The sequence below is a fragment of the Mycolicibacterium sediminis genome (genome assembly GCF_010731735.1).
GTDB lineage: Bacteria > Actinomycetota > Actinomycetes > Mycobacteriales > Mycobacteriaceae > Mycobacterium > Mycobacterium sediminis.
The window spans coordinates 1,633,059-1,655,259 of the sequence record NZ_AP022588.1; the positions used below are offsets into that span (position 1 = coordinate 1,633,059).

Here is a 22,201-nt window from a genome sequence, read left to right on the forward strand (position 1 = left end):
GGGCCGGCTGCGCCGTCACCCGGATCGACGCACCACGAGTTCCGGGGTCAAGCGCTCCGACGCGGGCGACCGACCGCCGAGCAGCTCGATGAGCAATTCGATTCCGCGGCGGCCCATCTGGTGCATGGGCGAGCGGACCGTCGTCAACGGAGTGGGCATCTCCGCGGCCAGCGGCGTGTCGTTGTACCCGATCAGCGCGATGTCGTCGGGCACGCGCAGGCCGTGGTCGCGCAACACTCCGAGCGCGCCGATCGCCGCGAAGTCGTTGGTGGCGAAGATGGCGTCCGGGTAGGGCCTGCGGGAGAGGATCTTCTCCGCGGCCAACCGGCCGCCGGCAGCGTCGAAGGGCCCCCACTCGATGCGCTCCGGCGCGACGTGGAGCCCCGCCTCGGTGAACGCGTCGACCGCCCCGGTGGTCCGCTCGATGGCGGTGGAGGCGAACGGCAACCCGGCGAGCACGGCGAGGTCGCGGCGGCCGGCGCGAACGAGATGCCGGCCCACCAGCGCGCCACCGAGCAGGTCGTCGCACGTGGCCGAGACGTAGTCCCCGCTCCGTCGTGACACGAGTACGAAGGGTTGCCCGCGCCCGGCGAACGCGGCCAACAGGGGGTCGTGGTGGTGCGCGTCGCCGAAGACGATCCCCTCGACGCGTCGCTGCAGCATCATCTCCGCCCGCTCGGCCTTCGTGGCCGGATCGTCGAGGGAGTTCGTGACGAACGTGGAGTAGCCGTTCTCCGTGGCGGCCTCCTCCACCCCCTCGTAGACCGTGGCGAGCACGAAGTCCTGCAGTCGGGGGACGAGGACGCCCACCAGGCCGGAGCGTGCGGTGCGCAGGCTGGCCGCGTGGGGGTGCGGCCGGTATTCGCGCGACTTCGCATACGCCCTGATCCGGGCGACCGTCTCCGCCGACGCCCACCGGGTGGCGGCGTCGCCCTCGGTCTTGAGGACCCGCGACACGGTGGAGGCGCTGACGCCCATCTCCTCGGCGATGACGCGCAGTGTCACCGGCGCCGGGAACGGCACCGATGCTCCGCTCGACTCGGCCATCGCCCTCCTCACGAGGTGGCGCGTCTGCTGTGCCGCGCCTCGTCTTAGCACCTTAGCCAGACCGGGAGGCACGCCGGCGTCGTTGCATCGAATTTACACAAACGTTTGGCCCAAACGATTGTGTAACGCGTTCGAGTGCGCTTGACTGGGGCATAACGAGTGACCTGGATCTCACATCTGCCGATCGGAGTCCGTCCGCATGCCGCACGTCGTCGTCCTCACCAGCGGTGGAACCATCTCGTCGCGCCGCAGCGGCGATTCAGTCGTCGCCGTGGACGACGCGTCGGCGCTGCTGGCCGGTGTCGTCGTCGACGAGGGCATCTCGGTCGAGGCGCACGAGGTGGTGCGCGTCGGTTCCTACCGGATGACCCCGTCGGACATGCGGGCGATCGCCGATGCCGTGGCCACCCACCTTCGCCGTGACGACGTGCACGGCATCGTCGTCACCCACGGCACCGACACCCTCGAGGAGACCGCGATCCTCCTCGACCTCGTGCACGACGACCCGCGCCCGGTCGCACTCACCGGTGCGCAACGCGCCGCCGACGTCGCCGACACCGATGGGCCCCGGAACATCCGGGACGCGATCACCGTCGCCGCCAGTGCCGACGCACGCGGGAGGGGGGTCGTCGTGGTGTTCGACGGTTCGATCCACGCCGCCCGGGGCGTCCGCAAGGAGCACACCGTCGACCTCGCCGCGTTCGCCAACCCGGCAGGCACGGTGGGGACGGTCCGCACCGGAACGGTGCGCATCCACAGCACCCCGGTCCGGCCGGGTGCGTTGGCGCGCCCGCGTCCCGAGTTCGACACCACCCGCGTGGACGTCGTGGCCGTCTACCCGGGCGGCGACGACGTGCTCCTGCGCGCCGCCGTCGGCGCCGGTGCCCGCGGCATCGTCCTGGTCGGTACCGGCCTCGGCAACGCTCCGGAGGGGATCGCCCGTGCCGTCGCCGAGATCGTCGCCGACGGCGTAGTGGTCGCCCTGTCGACCCGCGTCCCCGCAGGCCCGGTGCTGCCGGTGTACGGCAACGGCGGCGGTTACGACTTGGTGGCGGCGGGAGCCGTACCGGCGTCACTGCCACCATCGCAGGCCCGTATCGCCCTCGCGCTGCTGCTCTCGTCAGGCGCGACGCCGGCAGCGGTCGCCGGCGCACTCGGCGACTACGCCTGAATCAACTCGTATTCACAACCCCTAGAAAGGAATTGGTGACATGGCCAAGGAGATCTTCGTGGCATTCGGCGTCGACGTCGACGCAGTGGGCGGCTGGCTCGGCTCCTACGGAGGCGAGGATTCGCCCGGGGACATCTCGCGCGGCATCTTCGCCGGTGAGGTCGGAGTGCCACGGCTCAACAAGCTCTTCGACCGCTACCAGCTGCCATCCACGTGGTTCTGGCCCGGGCACTCCATCGAGACCTTCCCGGAGCAGTTCGATCAGATCGTCGCCGCCGGCCACGAGATCGGCGTACACGGCTACAGCCACGAGAACCCCATTGCCATGAGCCGCGAGCAGGAGTCCGACATCCTGGATCACTGCATCTCGTTGATCGAGGACCGCTCCGGGAGGAGGCCGACCGGGTACGTGGCGCCGTGGTGGGAGTTCAGCCGGGTCACCAACGAACTGCTGATCGAACGCGGCATCTCCTACGACCACTCCCTGATGCACCGCGACTTCGAGCCGTACTACGTCCGCGTCGGTGACGAGTGGACTCCCATCGACTACGACCAGCCCGCGGCCACGTGGATGAAGCCGCTGGTGCGCGGGCAGGAGACCGACCTGGTCGAGATCCCGGCCAGCTGGTACCTCGACGACCTGCCGCCGATGATGTTCATCAAGACCAGCCCCAACAGCCACGGCTTCGTCAACCCGCGGCACATCGAGGAGATGTGGCGCGACCAGTTCGACTGGGTGTACCGCGAAAGCGACTACGCCGTCTTCACGTTCACCATCCACCCCGACGTGTCCGGACGGCCGCAGGTGCTGCTGATGCTCGAGCGCCTGATCGAACACATCAACTCCCACGACGGAGTCACCTGGAGCACCTTCGACGGCATCGCCAAGGACTTCGTCACCCGTCGGCCGCGCGTAGCGACGTGATGCCCTGATGTGTGGAGCCTGCGGCGCCGGACCACACGACGAGATGGGTGCGCTGATCTCGGGCCCGCGACGGCGGGCTGCGATCGCGGCGGAGGCCGGCCGGCATGCGAGACGTCACCGCATCCGGGTCAGCGGACGGGCGTGGACCGTCTCCGGATCGACGGGCAAGGTCGACGTCTGCCGCACCTTCGACGATCTGGTCGACGTCCTCGGCCGGACCGGTCTCGACCGTGCGACGCTCCGGTCGGCCCTGCTCGATGCTGCCGGGTCGGTGTCCAGGCCGTCCTAACGCCGCCTGGCTAGGTGTTGAAGTCGGGGAGCGGGGTCTCGGGTGCCTCGTCCGCCACCACCGTCTCGTCCGCGTCGGTCGCACCGGTGACCTCGGCGGCGCGACGAAGGTTCTCGCCGGTGTTCTCGACGTGATCGGGTGTGCTCATCGGGTCTCCTCCGTGGTGCTTCTCGGTGTGCTGCCGAGCGGGTACCCGTGCCTGGACGGTCCGAAGCCCGTGGTCCGACCGGTTTGCTCGGCATCGCTTCGTTTCCTGGTCGGGTGTGGACTCCGGGTCTACCCTGGGTTCGCGGGGACGGAGGCGAAAGGCACGGCAGTGGGCCACTACAAGAGCAACGTGCGCGACCTGGAGTTCAACCTCTTCGAGGTCCTCGACCTGGAGAAGGTGCTGGCCGGCGGCGAATTCGGCGATCTCGACGCCGACTCCGTCAGGGAGATGCTCGCCGAGGCGGCACGACAGGCCGAGGGTCCGTTGGCGGCGTCGTTCGCCGAGGCGGACCGGCACCCGCCCACCTTCGATCCGCAGACTCACGTCGTCACGCTGCCGAAGGCGTTCAAGGACTCCGTCCGGGCGTGGCAGCAGGGCGAGTGGTTCCGCATCGGACTGTCGGAGCCCGTCGGCGGCGTTCCCGCACCCTCGACGGTCACCTGGGCGGTCAACGAACTGGCGCTGGGCGCGCAACCGGCCGCCTTCATGTACCTGGCCGGGCCCGTCTTCGCCGACATCCTCCACCACATCGGCAACGAGCAGCAGAAGCGTTGGGCCGCAATGGCAGTCGAACGCAACTGGGGTTCGACGATGGTGCTCACCGAACCCGATGCCGGTTCCGACGTCGGCGCGGGGCGCACCAAGGCCGTCGAGCAGGCCGACGGCACGTGGCACCTCGATGGCGTCAAGCGCTTCATCACCTCCGGCGACTCGGACGACCTCTTCGAGAACATCGCGCACCTGGTGCTCGCCCGTCCGGAGGGAGCAGGTCCCGGCACGAAGGGGCTCTCGCTGTTCCTGGTGCCGAAGTTCCACTTCGACCCCGAGACCGGCGAACCGGGTGAGCGCAACGGCGTCTACGTCACCGGCCTCGAACACAAGATGGGGCTCAAGGTGTCGGCGACGTGCGAACTGACGCTCGGTCAGCACGGCCGGCCGGCGGTCGGATGGCTGGTCGGCGACATCCACAACGGCATCGCGCAGATGTTCAAGGTGATCGAGTATGCACGAATGATGGTGGGCACCAAGGCCATCTCGACGCTGTCCACCGGCTACCTCAACGCGCTGGACTACGCCAAGACGCGCGTCCAAGGGGCCGACATGACCCAGATGACGGACAAGGCGGCCCCGCGCGTCACGATCCTGCACCACCCGGACGTCCGTCGCGCGCTGATGACGCAGAAGGCGTACGCCGAGGGTCTGCGGAGTCTCTACCTCTACACGGCGGCGCACCAGGACCCGTCGGCCGCGGCCATCGTCTCCGGTGCCGACCCCGCGCTGGCCGATCGCGTCAACGACCTGCTTCTGCCGATCGTGAAGGGCGTCGGCTCAGAACGCGCCTACCAGACGCTCACCGAGTCGCTGCAGACCTTCGGCGGGTCGGGCTTCCTGCAGGACTATCCGATCGAGCAGTACATCCGCGACGCGAAGATCGACTCCCTCTACGAGGGCACCACCGCCATTCAGGCGCAGGACTTCTTCTTCCGCAAGATCGCCCGCGACCAGGGAGTGGCGCTCGGCCATCTCGCCGCCCAGATCACGTCGTTCATCGAAAGTTCCTCGGCACGAACAGAACTGGCCGACGTCCGCGTCCTGCTCGCGACGGCGCTGGCCGACGTGCAGGCGATGGTGGTCAGCATGACCGGGTTCCTGATGGAGTCTCAGCAGTCGCCCCGCGAGCTGTACCGACTCGGCCTCGAGTCGGTGCGCTTCCTGTTCGCGTTCGGCGACCTGGTGATCGGATGGCTGCTCCTGCGCGGTGCCGAGGTCGCCCTGCACGCACTCGACGAGTCGCCGTCGGACCGCGACCGGGACTTCTACGCAGGAAAGATCGCCGCCGCAAGGTTCTTCGCGCGCAACGTGCTGCCACGCCTGACGGCCGACCGCGGGATCGTCGACGCCGCCGACCTCGTCCCGATGGACCTCGACGAAGACGGGTTCTGAGCGTCGTGGGCCATTACCGGTCCAACGTCCGCGATCTGGCGTTCAACCTCTTCGAGGTGCTGGGGCTCGACGACGTCCTCGGCGCGGGTGACTACGACGACCTGGACTCCGAGACCGTCCGCGACTGGCTCGACGAGGCGGCGCGTCAGGCCGAGGGGCCACTGGCCGACGCCTTCGCCGACGGCGATCGCGACCCACCGACCTTCGATCCGGCGACCCACGCTGTGACCCTCCCCGAGTCGTTCAAGGAGTCGGTGCGGGTGTGGCAGCGCGGCGGATGGACCCGAATCGGACTGCACGAGGGGATCGGCGGCACGCCCGCCCCCGCGATGGTTCGCTGGGCCATCAACGAATTCCTGGTCGGCGGTCAACCCGCGGCCTTCTTCTACCTCGACGGCCCGCCCATGATGGACGTGCTGTTCCGCGAGGGCAACGTCCAGCAGCGGCACTGGGCGGCGCTCGCCGTCGAACGGAACTGGGGCGCCACGATGGTGCTCACCGAACCCGACGCGGGCTCCGACGTCGGTGCAGGCCGCACAAGAGCCGTAGAACAGACAGACGGCACATGGCATCTCGAGGGCGTCAAGCGGTTCATCACCTCGGGTGACTGCGACGACCTCTTCGAGAACATCGCTCACCTGGTACTGGCGCGGCCCGTTGGCGCCGCTGCCGGTACCAAGGGGCTCAGCCTGTTCTTCGTCCCGAAGTTCATCCCCGACCCTCGGACGGCGGCACCCGGCGAACGCAACGGCGTCTACGTGGCCGGTCTCGAACACAAGATGGGCCTGACCGCCTCCGCGACGTGCGAACTCACCTTCGGCGCCCACGACCGACCCGCGGTCGGTTGGCTCGTCGGTGACGTGCACAACGGCATCGTGCAGATGTTCAAGGTCATGGAGTTCGCTCGAATGGCCGTGGGCGCCAAGGCCATCGCGACGCTGTCCACCGGATACCTGAACGCACTCGACTATGCCCGCCAGCGCGTGCAGGGTTCCGATCAGGTGCAGATGACGGACACGGCCGCCGCCCGGGTACCGATCGTCTCCCACCCCGACGTCCGGCGGTCGCTGCTCGTGCAGAAGGCCTACGCCGAGGGACTTCGTGCGCTCTACCTCTACACCGCCGCGCACCAGGACCCCGTCGCCGCGGAGGTCGTCTCGGGCGCCGACGCCGCCATGGCGCACCGCGTCGACGACCTCCTGCTGCCGCTGGTCAAGGGAGTCGGCTCGGGGCGGTCCTACGAGTGCCTCGCCGAGTCGCTGCAAGTTCTGGGCGGTTCGGGCTTCCTGCAGGACTACCCGATCGAGCAGTACGTCCGCGACGCGAAGATCGACTCGCTGTACGAGGGCACCACCGCGATCCAGGCGCAGGACTTCTTCTTCCGCAAGATCGTGCGCGACAAGGCCCGCGCGCTCGACCACGTGCTCGGACGCGTCGAGGCGTTCATCGCCGGATCGGCCGAGCGGGCGGAGTTGAAGGCCGCTCGCATCGCGCTGGCGACCGCGCTCGCCGACGTGCGGGCGATGGTCGTCTCGCTCACTGGGTTCCTGGCGGCGTCGAGCGAAGAACCCCGCGACGTGTACCGCATCGGCCTGCAGTCGGTGCCGTTCCTGCTGGCGGTCGGGGACCTGCTGATCGGCTGGTTGCTGCTGTGGCACGCGGAGATCGCGCTCGCCGCCCTCGACGGCACGCCGTCGGATCGCGACGCCGCGTTCTATCGCGGCAAGGTCGCCGTCGGACGATTCTTCGCGGCGAACGTGCTGCCGCGACTGTCCGCCGTGCGCGCCGTGATCGACGCCGCCGACCTGACGGCAATGGACCTCGCGGAGAACGCCTTCTAGTCCCGGACACGCCGCGAACGTTGGTTACCATCAAAGTATTTCGTGAAAACCGTGACGGTAACCAACGTTCGGCGGAGGGGAGGCGCTACTCCGGGGTGTAGCCGAACGGCAGCAGGATGCTCTTCTGCTCGCAGTAGGACTCGATGCCCTCCCAGCCGTTCTCGCGACCGATGCCCGAGTTCTTGTAGCCGCCGAACGGTGCGCCCGGATCGAAGGCGTACATGTTGACGGCGTAGGTGCCCGTGCGGATCTTCGACGCGATCTTCATCGCCTTGTCGTTGTCCTGGGTGTAGACGCTGCCCGCGAGGCCGTAGACGGAGTCGTTGGCGATGCGGATCGCGTCCTCCTCGGTCTCGTAGGGGATCACCGCGAGGACGGGTCCGAAGATCTCCTCCTGCGCGATCACCATCGAGTTGTCGACGTCGGCGAACACGGTCGGCTCGACGAACCAGCCGGTGTCGAGGCCCTCGGGGCGGCCGCCGCCGGTGACGATGCGCGCGCCCTCGTCGACGCCCTGCTTGATGTAGCCCTCGACGCGCTCGCGCTGCTTCTCCGAGATCAGCGGGCCGATCATCGCGCCGGCGTCGTCGGACCGCCCGACGGGCATCGCCGCGACGGCCGCCGACAGCTTCTCGACGACCTCGTCGTAGCGCGACCGCGGCGCGAGGATGCGGGTCTGGCCGACGCAGGCCTGACCGGTGTTCATCAGGCCGGAGAACACGAGCATTGGCAGCGTCGAGTCGAGGTCGGCGTCCTCGAGGATGATCGCGGCGGACTTGCCACCGAGTTCCAGCGTGCAGGCCTTGAGGTTCTCGGCGGCGATCTTCGCGATCTCCTTGCCGACGGCGCTGCTGCCGGTGAACGTGTACTTGTCGAGTTCGGGGTTCGTGGTCAGCGCCCGGCCCGTCTCGACGCCGCCCGGCACGACCGACAGCACGCCCTCGGGCAGGCCGGCCTCGGCGAACATCTCGGCCATCGCGAACACCGACAGCGGCGTCTCCGACGCGGGCTTGAGCACGATGGTGCAGCCGGCCAGCAGCGCCGGGCCCAGCTTGTTGGCGGCCAGGAAGAACGGCACGTTCCACGCGGTGACGGCGCCGACGACGCCGATCGGCTCTCGCACGACCATCGTCTGCCCGTAGACACCGTCGCGAAAGTCGCGCCAAGTGAACTTGTCCGCGGCGCCGGCGTAGTGCTGGAACGCCGACATCGCTGCGCCGTACTGCATCATGTCGACGATCGTCGGCGGCTGGCCGGTCTCGGCGCCGAGCAGGAACTTCAGCTCGTCGGCGCGTTCCTCCATGATCTTCACCGCGGCGGCGAGCACGTCACCGCGCTCCTGCGGCGACATCTGCGGCCACGGCCCCTCGTCGAACGCCTTGCGCGCGGCGGCGCACGCCGCGTTGACGTCGGCCTCGGCGGCCAGCGGCACCCTGCCGACGACCTCGTCGGTGGCGGGCGAGCGCACCTCGATGACGTCGGACGTGGACGGCTCCACCCACTTGCCGCCGATGAACAGCTTGTCCCACTGTGTTTTGAACGCCGTGCTCTGTGTCATGTGAGTCACAGTACCGACCGGATCGCGAAACGAGAACCTGTTGCAGTTCAGTGATTCAGGACGGCCGCAACACCAGCACCAGGTTGCTCACCGCGAACTCGCGCAGGACAGGGACGCGGACCACCCACCACGCCCATCGCGGGTGGTAGCGAGGAAATGCGGCGACGAGCGCGCCGGTGCTCGCCGCCCATTCCAGGCCGTCGGCGGCGGACACCGCGAACAACGACGAGCCGTAGTCGTTCTTGGGCCGGTGACCGTGCTGGCGGGTGTACCGCTCGGCCGCCCGGGCGCCGCCCAGATAGTGCGTCAGCCCCATCTCGTGGCCGCCGAACGGGCCGAGCCACACCGTGTACGAGAGCACCACCAGGCCGCCGGGCCGGGTGACGCGCAGCATCTCGGCGCCCAGCCGCCACGGCTCGCGGACGTGTTCGGCGACGTTCGACGACAGGCAGACGTCGACGCTGCCGGTGGCGATCGGCAGTGCCGTGCCCGACGCCCGCACGAACGTCCCGGCGCCGGGTTCGCCGGCCGGTCCGGCGTGCATCTCGCTGGGATCGGGCTCGACGCCGACGTACTGCATCCCGGCTGCGGAGAAGGCGCTGGCGAAGTACCCCGGGCCACCGCCGACGTCGAGCACCGTCCGGCCCCGAGATGCCGTGCCGGTGACGTCGGTCCACAGGTCCTCGACGAGCGCGACGGTGTCGTCGGCCAGCCCGCCGTAGAAGCGCGCCGGGTCGCTCTGCTCGAAGCGGAACTCGCCGAGCAGTCGTACCGAGCGCGCGAGGGTGGCGCGGCGCGCGAGCGTGGTCAGGGCCTGCACCGGTCGCCTCCGTCCGTCGTCGAGTGGCCAGTTGTTGCGCGTATCTGGGCGGCAAGCGTGCCATAACTGGCCACTCGCGCAGCGACTAAGCTGGCTCCTCGATGTCCCCGTCCACCCACGTCAGCCCGCGGCCCGTCCGCTCGGTGCTGCTGCTGTGCTGGCGCGACACCGGGCATCCGCAGGGTGGGGGCAGCGAGACGTACCTGCAGCGCATCGGCGCGCGGCTCGCCGCATCCGGGGTCGACGTCACCCTCCGGACCGCGCGCTACCCGGGCGCTGCCCGCCGCGAGGTGGTCGACGGGGTCGCGATCCACCGGGCCGGCGGTCCCTACGGCGTCTACGTGCTCGCCATGTTCGCGATGCTCGCCGCGCGGATCGGCCTCGGCCCGCTCCGCGGCGTCCGCCCCGACGTCGTGCTCGACACCCAGAACGGCATCCCGTTCCTGGCGCGCGTGGTGTTCGGCCGCCGCGCTGTCGTCCTGGTCCACCACTGCCACCGGGAGCAGTGGCCGGTCGCCGGTCCGGTGCTGAGCCGGGTGGGCTGGTTCGTCGAGTCGTGGCTGTCGCCGCGCGCGCATCGCGGCAACCAGTACGTGACGGTCTCCCTGCCCTCGGCTCGCGACCTCGCCGACCTCGGCGTGCACACCGGCGACATCGCCGTCGTCCGCAACGGCGTCGACGAGGCGCCTGCCGACACACTGGCCGCTCCCCGTGCGACCACGCCGACCATCGCAGTGCTGTCGCGGCTGGTGCCGCACAAGCAGATCGAGGACGTGCTCGACGCGGTAGCGCGGCTGCTGCCGGACGTGCCGGGGCTGCGGCTCGAGGTGCTCGGCGGCGGCTGGTGGGACGACAAGCTGGTCGCCCACGCCACCCGGCTCGGCATCACCGACGCCGTCGTGTTCCACGGCCACGTCGACGAGTGGACGAAACACGGCGTGCTGCAACGCAGTTGGGTGCACGTGCTGCCGTCGCGCAAGGAGGGGTGGGGGCTCGCGGTGATCGAGGCCGCTCAGCACGGCGTGCCGACCGTGGGCTATCGGTCGTCGGGCGGGCTCACCGACTCGATCGTCGACGGTGTCACCGGGCTACTGGTCGACGACCTCGACGACCTCGTCGAACGCGTATGCCGCCTGCTGTCCGACCCGGTGCTGCGCGAGCAGCTCGGCGCGAAGGCGCAGGTGCGCAGCGGCGAGTTCTCCTGGCAGCAGAGCGCCGACGCGATGCGGACCGTGCTCGACGCGGTGGTCGATGGCCGCACCGTCAGCGGGCTGGTCTAGCAGCGCGCCCGCCGCCCCTTGCAATACCGCCGAAACGGCATTCCCTGTCGCTAAGCGGCCGCCGTCGCGACAGTGGATACTGGCTCGCCGTGGTTACTGGCTCGCCGCCGCCGCCGCGCGCCGCCGACGCAGCGCCCCCACTGCCCCACCCACGACCGCCGCCAAGATGGTCGCCAGCCACACCAGGTGCGCCGCGATCAGCGTGCCGCGGTGCGCGGCGGGCGGGTGATCGCCACCGACACGGTAGAGCACCAGGTCGTCGTCCCGGTACGTCACGGGCAGGTCGAGGGCGGCCGCACCGGACTCGACCATCACCCAGCCGACTCCCGCACGGGCCAGCGCGGAGGCGTCCGCACCCTCGAGCAGCAGCCGCTGGACCTCGCGGGCACGCACGCCCTCACCCGGGATGACCTCGCCGCCGATCACCAGGTCTCCGGTGCTCAGCACGTCGGCCGACACCCAGCGCGGCAGCGGGTCGAGTACGGGTGCGGTGCCCGCCCACCCGAACGTCCGCATGCTGTCGGGCGGCAGCACGGCGACCGGTCGCGGATCGGCGTTCACCGCACGAGCAACCGCCGTCCACCCGGCCGGATAGCGCACCGCCGTCATCTGCCCGCCGACCCCCCACGCCAGGTCGGGCAGCACCGCCACGAGCGCTGCGCAACACACCGCAGCGGCCGCGACGGCGGGCACCCGGCCCCGCAGCGTCACTACCGCGGCCCCGGCGGCGACCGCGTAGCCGGGCAGCGCGAGGGCCACCCACTTCTGCCCGTCCCGCAGCACGCCCAGACCGGGGACCGAGCGGACGATCGACTCGACCGCGGCCAGGCCGGGGCCCGTCGCCATCAGCGCGGGCGCCACGACGGCGACCCCGGCGAGCACCAGTAGCGCCACGGCGCCGGGGCGGCGCAGCGCGACCGGCAGGCCCACGGCGACGACCGCCAGCAGGACGACCGTGGCCACCACCGCGAACAGCGACGTCCGCGACGCCGGGATCGCATCGGCGTTCCAGATGCCGCCGAGGCCGGCCAGACTCCCCAGCGTGCCGAGGCCCGGCTCGGCGCGCGCCGCGAACGCCGAGATGCCCACCGCCTGGGACGACGCGAGCGAGTCGCCCACGACCGACGCCACCAGCCACGGCAGCGCGCCCGCCACGGCGGCGACCATCGACACCGCCGCGCACGCCCACCGCGGGCGGCCCCCGCCGGGCGCCGCGCAGCCGGCCAGCGCCACGACGGCGGCGAGCATCAGCCCGGTCGGCGTGAGGCCGGCGACGGCGATCGACCCCACCACCGGCCACCAGCCGCCGTCACCCGATCGCGCGCGGAGCACGGCGGCCGCGACCCACGGCAGGGCGCCGTAGCCGACGAGCAGACTCCAGTGCCCCTGCAGCAGACGCTCGGCGACGTAGGGATTCCAGATCGCGAGCGTCGCGGCGACGAACCGGCCGGCCAGTCCCGCGTCGGGCACGACGGTCGCCACGAGGTGCGCCGCACCCCAGCCGGCGGCCCACAGCCCGGCGATCAGTAGCGCCTTGACCAGCACGCCGCCGTCGATCATCGAGGACAGCACCGCGACGAGGAAGTCCTGCGGCAGCGCGCGCGGCGCCGCCTCGGACAGCCCGAGCGCGGCGTCGGTCAGGTAGGACCGCGGCGTCGAGACCGCATCGCGCAGGAGCAGATAGCCCGGGCCCAGTAGCGGCCCGGTGACCAGCAGGGCGAGTGCCAGCGCGTACGCCGGCACCGCCCAACTGCGCCGGATCAGACCGGTCTGTCCGGCGGCAGGTCGGACGGCCGCTGGGTGGGCAATTTCTCGGTCTGGGCCTCGGCCGCGGGCATGGGCCCGGTGTCGGTCGGGCGTCGCCCGAAGAAGCCGTGGTCGGCCTCGTCGAGACCGGGGTCGATGAGCGCGGACTCGGCCCGCAGCGTGAACGATCCGAGCAGCACGCCGCCGACCAGCCCGACCAGGCCGAGCGCGGTGAACGTGATGGGCAGGATGCGGCCCCACAGTCCGACGGTGTCGCCTTCGTCGCGGGCGGCGGCGACCTGGGACTCGACGGTCTCCTCGTTCGACGTCAGCGTGAAGTCGGCGAACGTCACCTCGGGCTTGAGCGCATCCCGGGCGTAGTAGTGGAAGCCGTGGTCCTTGGACTTCACGATGGTTCCCGAGACCGGGTCGACCCAGAAGGTGCGCTGGGCGGCGTAGTAGCGGTCCATCGTGACTGGCTCGGCGGGATCCTCGGCCGGGACGCCCCACAGCTCGGCGCGTGCGGTGACCTGGCTGTCCTCGTCGTTGTCGTAGAGCGACGCGTACGGGATCGGATCGGTGAGCTTGCCGTCGTCGTCGTAGCCGACGTTCTGGGTGAACCGGTAGGTGGTCAGCCCGTTGACGTCTTCCTCGCCCTCGTAGTTGGCGTCGTAGGCCTTCTGCGCGATCGGGTCGAAGAAGGGATAGGTCTTCTTCTCGGTGTCGAACGGGAACCGGTACGACAACCCGTCGTGGGGGAGTGCGACGTTGGTGGGCGGCGCCTCGTCGTCGATGCTGCGCGGCTTCTGCACCGAACCGCCGGGGTTGGTGTCGCTCGACACCGCGAGGGCCGTCTTGCGGTCCAGGGTGACGGTGTCGACCAGCGCGAGCAGCAGGCCGTTGTCCTGCTGCTTGTCGGTCCGGCGCAGCGTGTCGCCGACCTGCAGCGTGACGACGTCGGCGTTGGACGGCGCCTCGACGCTGATCTCCTTCTGCAGGACCAGCGGGACGTTCTCGTTGACGACGAACTTCTCACCGACCAGCGAGGCGGGGTCGAACGAGGTGCCGGTGCCGTCGCTGACCAGCGTGGCATCGATGTCGAGGGGGATCTTGGCGATCTTGCCCTTGGTGTAGGTGGACAGCAGAAGCGCGGCGATGAGGAGGGCAGCACCCAGGCCCATCAGCCCGCACGCCGCAATACGTAGCGCCACAGCGCGGTTCAAACCGTGCTCCTTTAATCACCGGGCGAGCACTCCGCTCGACGTCTGCAAGGCAAACCCGCTTGACCCTAACAGTCCGGCCCAGGTTGGTACCCAACGCGAGCCCCGGCCGCAGGCCGTCGGGCACACTGAACCCGGTGGACGACGGGACCGAGGTCAGCGGCAGGCGCAGCTTCCTGCCCGCCGTCGAGGGCATGCGGGCGTGCGCGGCCATCGGCGTCGTCGTCACCCACGTCGCGTTCCAGACCGGGCACACGACCGGATTCACCGGACGGGTGCTCGGCCGGTTCGACCTGGCGGTCGCCGTCTTCTTCGCGCTGTCGGGCTTCCTGCTCTGGCGCGGTCACGCCGCGGCGGCCCGCGGGCTGCGGCACCGTCCCCCGACCGGCCACTACCTGCGGTCGCGCATCGTCCGCATCATGCCCGGGTACCTCGTCGCCGTAGTGGTCATCCTGACGCTGCTGCCCGACGTCAACGCCGACGCGACCGTGTGGCTGGCCAACCTGACGCTGACGCAGATCTACGTCCCGCTGACCCTGACCGCCGGACTCACGCAGATGTGGAGCCTGTCGGTGGAGGTCAGCTTCTACCTGGCGCTACCGCTGCTGGCCCTGTTCGCCCGCCGGCTGCCCGTGCGCGCCCGCATCCCGGTCATCGCCGCCGTGGCGGTCGCCAGCCTCGCGTGGGGGCTGCTCCCGCTGAGCGCGCCCTACGGCGTGAACCCGCTGAACTGGCCGCCCGCCTTCTTCTCCTGGTTCGCCGCGGGGATGCTGATCGCCGAGCTGACCGTCAGCCCCGTCGGCCTGGTGCATCGACTGGCGCGGCGCCGGTTCGTGATGGCCGCAGTCGTCGTGGTGACGTTCGCGGTCGCGGCGTCGCCGATCGCCGGACCCGAGGGCCTCACCCCGGGCACCGTCGGACAGTTCGTGGTCAAGACCGCGATGGGCGCCGTCATGGCCGCCGCGCTGCTGGCGCCGCTGGTGCTCGACCGCCCCGACACCCCGCACCGCTGGCTGGGAAGCCGGGTGATGGTGACGCTGGGCCGCTGGTCCTACGGGCTGTTCGTGTGGCATCTCGCCGCGCTCGCCATGGTGTTCCCCGTGATCGGCGAGTTCGCCTTCAACGGGCACATGCCGGTGGTGCTGGTGCTGACGCTGCTGTTCGGCTTCGCGATCGCCGCGGTCAGCTACGCGCTGGTGGAGTCGCCGTGCCGGCAGGCGCTGCGGCGGTGGGAGCTGTCCCGTCGGCCGTCCCCGCTGGACAGCTCCGTCACCGACGCCACGGAGCCCGCCCGCGCCCGGTGACCGGCTGAGCGCGGCCGTATTCCCGGTCAGGGTGGTATCGGCTCTGCCTCCCTCGACCGCCTCGGCCGCGCTGTGATGGATCCATGACCACATCTGATTCCCCCGTTGCCCTGGTGACCGGCGCCAATGCCGGCATCGGCCGCCATCTCGCAGAACAACTCGCCGCCGCCGGCGTCCGCGTCCTGTTGGGTTCGCGCGATCCCGACCGCGGGGAGAAGGCCGCCGCCGAACTCGACGCCCGTGGACTCCAGGTCGACCCACTGACCCTCGACGTCACCGACGACGCGACCATCACCGCTGCCGTCGCCCGCGTCACCGAGGGATACGGACGGGTCGACATCCTCATCAACAACGCCGCCATCGTCGGCGATGCTCAACCCCCCACCGCGGTGAGCCGGGCCTCGCTGCTCGAGACGTTCGACACCAACACCGCGGGCGTCGCCGCCGTCACCAATGCGTTCCTGCCGTTGCTGCGGGCGTCGCAGCGGCCGCGGATCCTCAACGTGTCCAGCGAACTGGGGTCGACCCGGCTGGTCAACGATCCGGACTGGCCGCACACCGACGTCGCCGTGGCCGCCTACCAGGCCTCCAAGAGCGCGCTGGACATGCTGACGGTGCTCTACGCCAAAGAGCTGGTCCACGAGAAGATCTCGGTCCTGTCGGTGAGCCCGGGATACCGGGCCACCGGGCTGAGCAAGGGCGCTCCCACGCCGGGAGCGGGGGATCCGGCCGAGGGCGCCGCGGCCATCGTGGCCATCGCCCTGGCCGACGAGTGGCGCACCGGCCAGTTCTTCAGCGATCAGGGCGAGGTCGTCGACTGGTGACGGCGATGCGCACACCGTGCCACTATCGAGGGATGGACGGACAGGCGGCCGGAAGGTTCCTGCGGGCGGCGCGAGAAGGCCTCGATCCCAGCGACTTCGGGTTCGGCGGCGATGGCCGGCGCACCCCGGGGCTGCGGCGCTCCGAGGTGGCCGAACTGGCGCACGTCTCGGTCGAGCACTACACGAACCTGGAGCGCGGCCGCGGCGGCGGCCCGTCCGAGCAGGTGGTCGAGGCGATAGCCGACGCACTGCGACTGGACGACGACAAGCGGCGGCACCTATTCCTGCTGGTGGGTCGCGACGTCCCGCGGGGTGCGGTGCCCAGTGTGGAGGTGACGCCGAGCGTCGCGGACCTCGTCCAGGGTCTCGGCAGCACCGCCGCCATCGTGCTGAGCGCGCGCTTCGACGTGCTGGCCTGGAACGCCCAGGCCGTGACCCTCTTGGAGGACTTCGGTGCGCTTCCGCCGAGCGAGCGCAACGTCGCACGGCGGCACTTCCTGCCGACGGGGAACGTCGTGCAGCACTACGGCATGACCGAGGCGGCGGAGTTCTCCCGCATCGTGGCGGGCCAGTTGCGTGCGACGGCAGCGCGTTACCCCCGCGACCCGAGGACCCGCGAGCTGATCTCGGACCTGCTGTCCGGCAGCGCCGAGTTCGCCGAGCTGTGGGACGACGCCACTGTCGTCACCGTGACGCACATGATCAAGCGGCTCGACCATCCCGAACTCGGCGCGTTGACGCTGGCCTGCGACAGCCTCCGGGACCCGCACCGCGACCAGAACATCGTGATGTTCTCGATCGTCGGGTCGGCGCCGTCAGTACCCGCCCGTGGTGGCGAAGATGCGCCGCGGATTGTCGACCAGCATCGTGGTGAGCTGCTCGTCGGTCACGCCGCGCGCCCGCAGCGCCGGGATGACGTCGTCGTGGATGTGCAGGTAGTGCCAGTTGGGCATGGCGATCGGTAGCGTCTCCTCGGGCAACGCGTCGAAGTAGCAGGAAGCGTCGTGCGACAACACCATTCGGTCGGCGTGGCCGCGCTCGCACATCGTCGCGACCGTCGCGACGCGGTCCTCGGTGGACAGGAACGCGTCGACGCCGAACCGGTCCATGCCGAGGTAGGACCCCTCGGCGATCAGCTCCTCGAGGTAGCCGATGTCGGTGGTGTCACCGGAGTGCCCGATGACGACGCGGGACGGGTCGACGCCCTCCTCGGCGAAGATGCGCTGCTGGTCGAGTCCGCGCCGCGACGCCGCGTGGGTGTGCGTGGAGATGGGCACCCCGGTCTGGCGGTGCGCCTGGGCGACGGCGCGTAACACCCGCTCGACGCCGGGGGTGACGCCTGGTTCGTCGGTGGCGCACTTGAGGATTGCGGCCTTGATACCGGTGTCGGCGATGCCGTGCTCGATGTCGCGGACGAACATCTCGGTCATGATCTCGGGCCCGCCGAGCGGAGCGCCGGGACCCCGGTAGTGGAAGTGCATCGGCACGTCGTTGAAGGTGTACAGCCCGGTGGCCACCACGATGTTCAACTCGGTGCGCGCGGCGATGCGGGCGATGCGGGGGATGTAGCGCCCCAGCCCGATCACCGTCAGGTCGACGATGGTGTCGACGCCGCGGGCCTTCAGTTCGTCGAGCCGGGCGACGGCGTCGGCCTCGCGTCGGCCGCCGTCACCCCAGCCCTCGGGGTAGTTCTGGACGACCTCGGTGGTCATGATGAAGACGTGCTCGTGCATGAGCACCACGCCCAGGTCGGCGGTCGCGATCGCGCCGGCCGCGGTGTTCACCGTCTGCATCGCTGCTCCCGTCGACGTAGGCGATGCTACGCGCGGAATCGATTGCGCCGTGGCGGTTTCAGGCAGGGTCGCCGGGTGCCCGCCACACGACCGACGCGGCCAGCGCGGCGACGCCGACGAGTGCCAGCAGCTGCAGTTGCCAGTCGTGCCCGGCGTACCCGCCGACCGACCGCCACGGGTGCTGGCTCAGCGCCGCCCCCGCCAGGATCAACCCGCCCGACGAGACGACCAGCGTGGCACGGTCCAGCCATCGCCACGACCGCAGCAGACGCCGTGCCACCAGGCACAGGCCGACGACGCCGACGCCGACGAACCCGGAGACCAGCCAGCCGACGACGAGCACCGCGGCACCGGCGACCGCGGGCCGGACCGCCCACGGCCGTGCGGCGTCGAGTGTCACGCGTCGGCGGACCGGCCAGAGCGCCAGCAGCGCCAGCAGCGGCAGCAGCGCGAGCCCGCCGAACAGCCCCACCCGATAGGGCGTGTTGAAGGCGAACTCGAGCGTGACCGCGCCCGAGGTGCCCGCGGGCACCACCCAGCCCTGCTGCCAGCCGTTCACCGTCACCGGGGTCAGCACCGTCCCGTCCGGGCCGCGGGCGCTCCAGCCGGGGTTGACGCTCTCGGGCACCACCAGCACGCGCTCACCCGCACCGGCGGCGACGTCGACCACCCGGCGGTCGTTGGTCCACTCGCCGGTCCGGGCCACCGTCGTCGGGGCGGGTCGCACCAGGGACGACTCGGGGCCCGCGAGCCGGACGCCGTCGACGACGAAGGCCGAGCCGGGGCTGACGAGCAGTTCCTGCTGACCGGCGGGCAGGACGATGGGGGTGGTTCGGCACGGCCGCGCGGCGACCGGCCGCCCGTCGAGGAGGTCGCCGACCGTGGCGTCGACCGACGTCTGGACGAACTGTCCCGCCAGGCCGATGATGGGCCCTCTGCCGCACGGCAGGCTGATGGTCCGGTCGAGGTTGCGGGCGGCATCGGCGGCGGCGATGGGCAGTCCGCGGGCGTCGAGCGCCGTCACCTCCGCCAGCCCGGGTGGCTTCACCTGGTCGAATCCCAGTGCGGTGCGGTCGATCACGTCCGACCAGTCCAGGAGCGACAGTGTGACGACGTCGGTGGTGCGGGGATGCAGGGCGACGGTCTGGACGCCGCCGTCGGGGTCGAGCGCACGGACCTGCGGGCCGTCACCGAGGTCGATCGCCACCAGCGTCGGGTGGGCCGGCAGCGCGGACGCACTCGGCGCCAGGCGCAGGCCGGTCACCTCGGTCGGCCGCGGCAGGCGCAGTTCCAGGTTCGCTCCGGTGCGGTGCTGCACCACCCGCTGCGGTGCCGTCCACGACGTGCGCGGGTCGCCGTCGGTGGCGGCGTAGGCCGAGCCGAGGACGTCGATCGGGTCCGCGTCGCCCACCGCGCGGGTGGTGCCGGGCGGACGGATCAGGTCGGCGAGGTTCGGCCCCTGTCGGGCGCGCACCCACACCGTCGGCGTCACGGTCGTCGCCTCCGGGACGGTCAGCGTACGGCTGAGGTTGACCGGTTCCTCGGGGGACAGCGCCATCGCGGCCGCGCACAGCACGGCGTCGGGCCCGTCCGCGCAGCCCGGCCTGCCGAGCAGGTCGGATCCCAGATCCCACTGCGCCACTTCGCTGTTCGGCGGCGGACCGGGCACCTCGACCGTGTGACGCAGGTTGACGGGCTGGGCGAATCCGGACGCGTCGTACTGGGTGATGGAGAAGTCGGTGATGCCGAACTGGACGCCCGCCGAACCGTCGTCGGTGCCCACGGCGGTGAACCGCACCCACGGGGTCTCGCCGTACGGCAGCGCGACGGTCACCGGGGTGCCGGCCTCGTCGAACCGCAACGTGGTCGTGCCGGTCGCGGTGGACACCTCGATCCGGCGGACCTGCGCCCCCACGGCCGTCGCGCTCGGGGTCAGCGTGACCGTCGCGTTGGTGATCGGCCGGTCGAGGTCCACCTGCAACCACTGCCCGAGTGCGGACTGCAGTGAATTGGAGACCCAGCTGGTCGACGAGTCTCCGTCGATGGCCGCGGCGGGCCCGGTGGCGGGTGCGACGTTGGGCAGCGCGGTCGAGTCCGCCGCCGAACTCGACGCGGTGAGACGCCCGCCCGGCCACGAGCCGTAGACGAGGTCGGTGCCCGGCGCCGGGTAGTCCATCACGCGGTTGAACGTGCGCCGCGGGTCGTCGGGGGTGCGGATCGCCGACGAGTGGTCGTCGACGCGGCCGTAGTCGGTCTCGCGCGCGGCGGGGGTGTCGGTGACGGTGACCAGGGGGGTCGGCAGGCCGGCGCGTTCGGCGTCAGCGGTGAGTAGCATCGGCCCGAGTGGCCGTTCGCCCAACAGCTTTCGGCGTTCGTCGAGCCGCAGCAGGGCCTCGGGCGCACCGTCGACGCGGGCCATGGCGTCGGCGTCGGCGAGGTACGGGCGGGTCGGCGTCGACGCGGTCACGCGGTAGATCTGGACCGCGGGGTAGGGCGGGCGTAGTCCGCTGTCGCTGATGAACCCGGCGAGCAGTCCGGGGCCAACCGGGTCGCCGAACTCGGCCACCCGCTCCAGACCGGGCGATCCGTCGAGGGCGCGGTGCACCAGTAGCGGGCGCGCCGACCGCGAACTCTCGGGGTCCAGGTCGTTGCGCACGACGACGTAGCGGATGCCTTGGCGCGCAAGCGTTTCGGCGAGTCCGGCGGACGGCCTGCCCGCAGCGAAGAGGCGCTGCACCGAGTCGAGTGCCCGGATGGTCTGCGGCGGGGTCAGCGGGATCGAGTCGCGGACACCCCACGGACTCGAGCCGAGCACCTGCAGCGGCTCGTCGTGGCTGTTGCCCCACACCTGGGTGGCGAACGGCGCACCGGGCACCACCAGCACCCGGCCGGGGTCGGGCGCGTTGTGCTCGTCCAGCCAGGCCGCGGTGTCGTGCCAGTAGCCGGGGATGGCCGTGAAACCGCCCGTCGGGCTGAGGCGTCCGGTCCAGGCCAGGGAGGTGCCCGCGGCTAGGGCGACCAGGACCACGACGCCGACGGCGACGCGCCTGTCCCGCTCCGGGTGGGTCAGCGCGGCCACCCAGCGGGTGCGGGGAGCGCTGCCGGGCAGCGGGATCCGGCCCAGCAGGTGGGCGATGCCCAGCGCGAGGGGCAGGCGCAGCAGGGGTTCGAGCTTCTGCACGTTGCGCAGCGGCGTGCCCGATGCGTCGAGGAACAGCTGCACCTCGTGCGCGATCGGCGATCCCAACCCGCCGGAGTAGCCGACGGCGAGCAGGGTCAGCCCGGTCAGCAGCATCGTGATCAACCGGCCCCGCGCGGGCATCGACGGCAGGGCCAGACCGGCGATCCCGGCCGCCGCGACCAGCGTGGTCGCGAGCACCGCGACCGTGCCGGTCACGAGCGACGATCCGGCCGTGGCGGTGGGTGCGACGAAGGGCGTCCACGAGTAGGTGCCGCGGAGCACCTCGGTCAGCGACAGCCACTGCGTCGTCACGCCGGAGGACTCGATGAAGTCGAGGAACGGCGGGCTGATCCGGCCCAGCAGCACCAGGGCGACCACCCACCACGTCACCGCCAGCACCCCGCACAGCGCCCACCATCCGGTGAAGCGCCACCACAGCCGGTTGGGCCGGTGCGCGGCCCACCAGACGATCGCGGCCAGGCACCCCGTCAGCGTCGCGACCGCGTTGACCGCACCCATCAGCGCGACCGCCAGCGCCGAGCGCGCCGCGAGCGTGCGCAGCCTCGGATCACCCCGCAGCGCCAGGATGACCGGCAGCAGCACCCACGGCGCGAGCATCATCGGCAGCGTCTCCGAGGAGATCGCCCCGATCGTGGTCAGCACCCGCGGCGACAGCGCGAACGCGACCGCGCCGAGCACTCGGGACGTCGGCGTCCCGATGCCGAGTGCCTCGGCGACCCGCAGCAGTCCCCAGAAGCCCACCACCAGCAGCAGGGCCCACCACAACCGCTGGGTCACCCAGCCGGGCAGGCCGATCAGGTCGCCGGCGAGGAAGAACGCGCCGTGCGGGAAGAGGTAGCCGTACGCCTGGTTCTGGGCCTGGCCGAACGGGAGGTCACCGTTCCACAGGTGCGCGGCGCGGGACAGGAACCGCAGCGGGTTGGCGGTGAGGTCCAGCTTGGTGTCGGGTGCGATCTGGCCGGGGGCCTGCGCGAAGGCCAGGACGAGTGCCGCGGCACCGACGATCCACAGCCAGCGGCGGGACACTGC

16 protein-coding genes and 1 pseudogene are annotated in these 22,201 nt (G+C 71.1%); 9 read left to right on the forward strand and 8 right to left on the reverse strand.

Going from position 1 to position 22,201, the window contains the following annotated elements; all coding sequences use genetic code 11:
- Positions 1–15 precede the first annotated feature (15 nt).
- Positions 16–1,047 (reverse strand): LacI family DNA-binding transcriptional regulator, encoded by a 1,032-nt coding sequence (locus G6N64_RS07855; protein ID WP_163796383.1) that lies wholly within the window; start codon positions 1,045–1,047, stop codon positions 16–18.
- Positions 1,048–1,246: 199 nt separating this feature from the next.
- Here G6N64_RS07855 and G6N64_RS07860 point away from each other — a divergent pair, with 199 nt between their 5' ends.
- From G6N64_RS07860 to G6N64_RS07870, 3 genes are read left to right on the forward strand one after another with little or no spacing between them, the layout of a single operon-like run.
- Complete coding sequence (locus G6N64_RS07860) at positions 1,247–2,218, forward strand: asparaginase (RefSeq protein WP_163796384.1); 972 nt, start codon at positions 1,247–1,249, stop codon at positions 2,216–2,218.
- Positions 2,219–2,258: 40 nt separating this feature from the next.
- Positions 2,259–3,143: a polysaccharide deacetylase family protein gene (locus tag G6N64_RS07865; protein ID WP_163796385.1), complete on the forward strand. Its 885-nt coding sequence runs from the start codon at positions 2,259–2,261 to the stop codon at positions 3,141–3,143.
- A 7-nt stretch (positions 3,144–3,150) separates the two neighbouring features.
- Positions 3,151–3,432, forward strand: a complete 282-nt coding sequence (locus G6N64_RS07870) for a hypothetical protein (RefSeq protein WP_163796386.1) — start codon at positions 3,151–3,153, stop codon at positions 3,430–3,432.
- Between the two features lie 10 nt (positions 3,433–3,442).
- On the opposite strand, the gene G6N64_RS07875 is transcribed toward G6N64_RS07870, so the two are convergent.
- The gene (locus G6N64_RS07875) at positions 3,443–3,580 is read right to left on the reverse strand and encodes a hypothetical protein (RefSeq protein ID WP_163796387.1); all 138 of its coding nucleotides are present in this window, start codon (positions 3,578–3,580) and stop codon (positions 3,443–3,445) included.
- A gap of 168 nt (positions 3,581–3,748) precedes the next feature.
- Here G6N64_RS07875 and G6N64_RS07880 point away from each other — a divergent pair, with 168 nt between their 5' ends.
- Positions 3,749–5,584, forward strand: a complete 1,836-nt coding sequence (locus tag G6N64_RS07880) for an acyl-CoA dehydrogenase (RefSeq protein ID WP_163796388.1) — start codon at positions 3,749–3,751, stop codon at positions 5,582–5,584.
- A 5-nt stretch (positions 5,585–5,589) separates the two neighbouring features.
- Complete coding sequence (locus tag G6N64_RS07885) at positions 5,590–7,425, forward strand: acyl-CoA dehydrogenase (RefSeq protein WP_163796389.1); 1,836 nt, start codon at positions 5,590–5,592, stop codon at positions 7,423–7,425.
- An 85-nt stretch (positions 7,426–7,510) separates the two neighbouring features.
- On the opposite strand, the gene G6N64_RS07890 is transcribed toward G6N64_RS07885, so the two are convergent.
- Both G6N64_RS07890 and G6N64_RS07895 read right to left on the reverse strand, forming a co-directional pair.
- On the reverse strand, positions 7,511–8,983 hold the full coding sequence (locus tag G6N64_RS07890; RefSeq protein WP_163796390.1) for an aldehyde dehydrogenase: 1,473 nt from the start codon (positions 8,981–8,983) through the stop codon (positions 7,511–7,513).
- A gap of 55 nt (positions 8,984–9,038) precedes the next feature.
- Positions 9,039–9,803, reverse strand: coding sequence for a class I SAM-dependent methyltransferase (locus G6N64_RS07895; protein WP_163796391.1), 765 nt, complete (start codon positions 9,801–9,803; stop codon positions 9,039–9,041).
- Between the two features lie 101 nt (positions 9,804–9,904).
- Between G6N64_RS07895 and G6N64_RS07900 the strand changes: the two genes are divergently transcribed.
- On the forward strand, positions 9,905–11,083 hold the full coding sequence (locus G6N64_RS07900; protein ID WP_163796392.1) for a glycosyltransferase family 4 protein: 1,179 nt from the start codon (positions 9,905–9,907) through the stop codon (positions 11,081–11,083).
- A gap of 93 nt (positions 11,084–11,176) precedes the next feature.
- Here the strand turns inward: G6N64_RS07900 and G6N64_RS07905 are convergent, their stop codons facing one another.
- Positions 11,177–12,826 carry an MmpA family trehalose lipid delivery protein gene (locus tag G6N64_RS07905; RefSeq protein WP_246231030.1) on the reverse strand — a complete coding sequence of 550 codons (1,650 nt, stop codon included), beginning with the start codon at positions 12,824–12,826 and terminating at the stop codon, positions 11,177–11,179.
- A 17-nt stretch (positions 12,827–12,843) separates the two neighbouring features.
- Entirely contained in the window at positions 12,844–14,052 is a 1,209-nt protein-coding gene (gene pgfA, locus G6N64_RS07910) for a cell envelope lipid trafficking protein PgfA (RefSeq protein WP_163796393.1), read from the reverse strand.
- 191 nt (positions 14,053–14,243) lie between these two features.
- On the opposite strand from pgfA, the gene G6N64_RS07915 reads away from it, so the two are divergent.
- The 3 genes and pseudogenes from G6N64_RS07915 to G6N64_RS07925 form a co-directional block, all read left to right on the forward strand.
- A complete protein-coding gene (locus G6N64_RS07915) occupies positions 14,244–15,353 on the forward strand; it encodes an acyltransferase family protein (protein WP_163801517.1) in 1,110 nt (369 codons plus the stop codon).
- A gap of 83 nt (positions 15,354–15,436) precedes the next feature.
- Positions 15,437–16,177 carry an SDR family NAD(P)-dependent oxidoreductase gene (locus tag G6N64_RS07920; protein ID WP_163796394.1) on the forward strand — a complete coding sequence of 247 codons (741 nt, stop codon included), beginning with the start codon at positions 15,437–15,439 and terminating at the stop codon, positions 16,175–16,177.
- A gap of 32 nt (positions 16,178–16,209) precedes the next feature.
- Positions 16,210–16,962, forward strand: a pseudogene (locus G6N64_RS07925) (helix-turn-helix transcriptional regulator); the annotation flags it as partial.
- Positions 16,963–16,992: 30 nt separating this feature from the next.
- Here the strand turns inward: G6N64_RS07925 and G6N64_RS30190 are convergent.
- Together G6N64_RS30190 and G6N64_RS07935 are read right to left on the reverse strand one after the other, a co-directional pair.
- A complete protein-coding gene (locus tag G6N64_RS30190; protein ID WP_163796396.1) occupies positions 16,993–17,970 on the reverse strand; it encodes a phosphotriesterase family protein in 978 nt (325 codons plus the stop codon).
- A 58-nt stretch (positions 17,971–18,028) separates the two neighbouring features.
- Positions 18,029–22,198 (reverse strand): alpha-(1->3)-arabinofuranosyltransferase, encoded by a 4,170-nt coding sequence (locus G6N64_RS07935; RefSeq protein WP_197748339.1) that lies wholly within the window; start codon positions 22,196–22,198, stop codon positions 18,029–18,031.
- Positions 22,199–22,201 lie beyond the last annotated feature (3 nt).